The sequence below is a fragment of the Bacteroidota bacterium genome (genome assembly GCA_018816945.1).
In the GTDB taxonomy this organism is placed as follows: Bacteria; Bacteroidota; Bacteroidia; order Bacteroidales.
In genome coordinates this window covers 1-3,786 of sequence record JAHIVC010000089.1, presented here as the reverse complement: position 1 = coordinate 3,786, position 3,786 = coordinate 1, and the positions used below count along the sequence as shown (strand labels likewise).

At 37.6% G+C, this 3,786-nt stretch carries 3 protein-coding genes and 1 pseudogene; all 4 read right to left on the bottom strand.

What is annotated here, in order from left to right; translation table 11 throughout:
* Positions 1 to 135 precede the first annotated feature (135 nt).
* Positions 136 to 1,206, bottom strand: a pseudogene (locus KKG99_13540) (efflux RND transporter permease subunit).
* 17 nt (positions 1,207 to 1,223) lie between these two features.
* Positions 1,224 to 1,844: a hypothetical protein gene (locus tag KKG99_13535; GenBank protein MBU1014017.1), complete on the bottom strand. Its 621-nt coding sequence runs from the start codon at positions 1,842 to 1,844 to the stop codon at positions 1,224 to 1,226.
* A 311-nt stretch (positions 1,845 to 2,155) separates the two neighbouring features.
* A complete protein-coding gene (locus KKG99_13530) occupies positions 2,156 to 2,683 on the bottom strand; it encodes a YfiR family protein (GenBank protein ID MBU1014016.1) in 528 nt (175 codons plus the stop codon).
* Positions 2,684 to 2,691: 8 nt separating this feature from the next.
* Positions 2,692 to 3,678 carry a transporter gene (locus KKG99_13525; GenBank protein ID MBU1014015.1) on the bottom strand — a complete coding sequence of 329 codons (987 nt, stop codon included), beginning with the start codon at positions 3,676 to 3,678 and terminating at the stop codon, positions 2,692 to 2,694.
* Positions 3,679 to 3,786 lie beyond the last annotated feature (108 nt).

Sequence of the window (3,786 nt, the reverse complement as noted above, 5' to 3'; positions counted from 1 at the left end):
GTTTTTCCGATCATTTTCTGCAAGCTTTTGATATAAAATTACGCTTTTTCTTGCAGTTTTGAACATCAAAAAATATCAGTTATTAACATTAATATGTTGAATATCAACAATCTAAAATCTTATTAAGGATCGACTAATTAAACCAGTGCGGTCGTAAAACGGTACAACGGTTACTTTTGACACACTACCATCGGGCAAAGTTTTTTGAGGCAAACCCGCATCAATTTCCTTTATTTTGTCTTTAATGTTGCTGATAACATCCATAGGGTTTGAACCATAACGAGCCACTATAACAGCCCCCACAGCCTCAGAACCGCCTTTATCTAACCCACCACGGCGTGTAGCAGGGCCATATGATGTGTGGGCAACATCTTTGATGCGTACAGGAACATTATTACGTACTGTTACAACCGATAATTCAAGGTCTTCAATGCTCTTAACATATCCTAAACCCCTGATTATATATTCAACGTTATTGAGTTCGACCGTTTCAGCCCCAATATCGAGGTTGCTTTTACGAACAGCATTCATAACGTCCATTACCGAAACGTTGTAAGCTTTGAGGGCTTCGGGGTTAATATCCACTTGGTATTCTTTAATGAAACCGCCCACGGAAGCCACTTCCGAAACACCTTCGGCGGTTGAAAGTCCATATTTCACATAAAAATCCTGAATGGTTCGTAACTCTTGCGGATTCCAACCACCATTTGGTTTGCCTGTTTTAGGGTCACGCCCTTCGAGGGTGTACCAGTATATTTGTCCCAGCGCTGTTGCATCGGGACCTAAGGTGGGCGTAACTCCATCGGGCAAAGTTCCTTTTGGTAAGGAATTTAGTTTTTCGAGGATTCTGGAGCGGCTCCAGTAAAATTCGACCTCATCGTTAAAAATAACATAGATAAAGGACATACCAAACATGGAAGTGCTACGCACCGTTTTAACTCCCGGAATACCAAGCAAAGCAGTGGTAAGCGGGTACGTTATCTGGTCTTGAATATCTTTAGGAGAACGCCCCATCCATTCGGTGGCAACTATTTGTTGGTTGTCGCCAATATCGGGAATTGCATCAACCGGAATAGGTTCACGTGGCAATACGCCAGTATTCCAATTGAAAGGTGTGTACACTATTCCCAACACTACAAATGCAATGAGAAAGATAAAAGTAACCAGACGGTTTTCGAGAAAATATTTGACAAGTCGGTTAAACATGATAATTTCTTTAAAAGTTATTCAATTTCGATGAACTTACCTTGTGGGCCAACACCTTCAACATGTGTAAGGTATGCGCCCCAATGACCCGCAACGGAAACACTGATGGCTGAAAATAAAAGAATGATGGCAGTAATAATTTCAAACATCCGTTTTCTGCTTTTAACCAGAAACATACCTGCAATTTTAAAGATGAGTGCAGCAATTGACGAGTATAAGGTAAGTGAAGCAAAAAGCTCATGGCGCTCTAAAATTTCGGCAGCACTTGAAGAAAGCCCCTCTGTATGTGGATGAAAGTAGCTACCTGAAAAGTATGCCCCCAAAGCTCCACCTGCGAGTAAAAACAAGGTAATATAATCCCAATTGTTTTTTGAATAAAATAGCCCTGCAATTTGTAATAATGCAGCTATAATTAACAAAACAATAGGGAAATGTACAACAAGCGGATGTAAAGTAGAAAAACCTGTTGACATGGGAGTAACTGCCGTATTAATAACTGTTTTTGATGTATCAGACATTTCGACCTTTTTTTGTTCCGTGTCTTTTTTTTCGTGATGGTGTTCCTCGTGTGCTGAGGCATTAAGGGTCATACCTGCTACCAGAAACATTACGGATAATAATTTTGCAATTGTTTTCATATTATACAGTATAAAGTTTTAATGACAGCCCCCGGCACTACTGCCTGAATTTAAATGACCAGAATGCGAATTGCTTGATTTTTTATTTGGCATATTTCCCATTTCCCAAGCTTCAAACGTCATTCCACATTTGGAGCATTTGCCAGGCAGATAATAAATATCATCTGGGTGCATGGGGCAACTGTAAAAGTATTGTTTTGGGGTTTTACTTTGTGCAACTTGCCTGTTACAACTGCTTACTAAAAGCAATGAAATAAAAAAAGAGAAAAGGATTATAATTTTATATTTCCACATGTCATTTTTTTAAAAAATTAATTTTCAATAATTTTATCTGCAAGGCTTAAAAGTGAATTGGAAATTTTCAGGCCATTTTCTTTTATATTTTTAGTGTTAATTTCAAATACAATTTTATTTACTTTACTTACCAGATTGATACTTGAACCATTTTGCGCCATTCCAGGGCTTTCAGTTACATAAAGTGTTGACATTCCTTTTAATTTTTGTTGCGCTACAGATATTTGACCTGAAAGTTTTTTCGTAATAAAAAGAAGGTGGCAATGCTCAATCTTTTCGTTGTTATCAAACACCTTGATAGTTATTTTTCTATCACCAACCATTTTTAATGAAGCCATTAATTGTAGTTCAGTTACAATTTCTCCATTTCCAAGTACTCCGATGATAAATTCACTGTGCCCATCATTGCGTGGCCACTCAATATTTTTGGTGAAATTATAAATAAAGAGAGCTTCATATTTCGAGTCAATTACCTGAGCCTTAATTTGTGCAGTAAAAAAAAGGAATGCGCCTAAAGCAATTATTATATTTTTTATCTTTTGCATAGCCTGCCTTATTTAATTGTTTTTATACCGAAAATCCATTGCCATGTTAATACAATCTGTTTGTCAGGCGCAAGCTGAATTCCATTCATATTTTCGTACACATTTTGTTTATAATCAATTGAAAATGTATTGTTCTTAAAAAATCCGTCAGGTACTCTAAAATAGGCTCCAATTGTAGCATTCATAGTTTTGCCGCCTGTATATCGGGAATCGTAAACAGGACTTAGGGAAGCATCCATGGAAGCATCATTTCCACTAATTTCTTTTAAAATAAAACCCTGTACTTTTGCAGAGGTTGAAAACCATCGTAACCATTGGTATGCACCTCCAACACTTACCTGATACAAATTGCCGGTTTTATAGTCTCTTTTGTTGTCATAAAGTCTAAAAGTACTACCCAAGTCCGTCCCCCACGACCATTTCATGGTTGAGCCCATATAGGTTAATGAAATACCAGGGTCAAATGTACCTGTTCCTGTTTGCATTGAATAGGGTAATGTACCCATACTGCCATTTAAACCAACAGAACCTGCAGGCAATGATAAGCCGGCACTTAAAAGTAAATTGTGCGATTCACGATTTAAAAACAAATACGATGCGAGCAAATTCATATCGCCGAAACCTGAAGCTTTTTCCGTGAAAGAGCTTGTTGACATTGTTCCAGCGTAAGTTTCCATATCCATTGTACTGTTTATAAATTTTCCAGAAAGCATAAGTGTCAAACGGTCGGATGGTGCATACATACCCATAAACATGTGTTCCAATGTTTTCATTTTTGTGGGTGTTTGCTGGTAGTTTGCCAGTACATCAGAAGGGCTTAATTCGTTTGTACCATCGTGTATTTGAGTCGCACCCATGCCCATAAACTGATATTGCACCATAAACTCACCCTTGCTGTGCGGGTGTGGTAATCCCAATATAAATGCCTTATTCATGCTTTGGTTAAGCATATCTTCGAGCGATGTTTCATACACATCCTCTTGAGCTTTTAGCATAAAACCCAATCATTAGTGTCCCATAAAAATTGGGACAATATTTAAAAGTTAAACAAATTTGGCTCATTAAGCCTAAATCGTTCTTTGACATTTTGAAATTTAGTTCTG

Excerpts from the sequence above, each read along its gene's own strand:
- KKG99_13535 (MBU1014017.1), bottom strand. The coding sequence starts at position 1,844 with ATGAAAACAATTGCAAAATTATTATCCGTAATGTTTCTGGTAGCAGGT.
- KKG99_13530 (MBU1014016.1), bottom strand. The coding sequence starts at position 2,683 with ATGCAAAAGATAAAAAATATAATAATTGCTTTAGGCGCATTCCTTTTT.
- KKG99_13525 (MBU1014015.1), bottom strand. The coding sequence starts at position 3,678 with ATGCTAAAAGCTCAAGAGGATGTGTATGAAACATCGCTCGAAGATATG.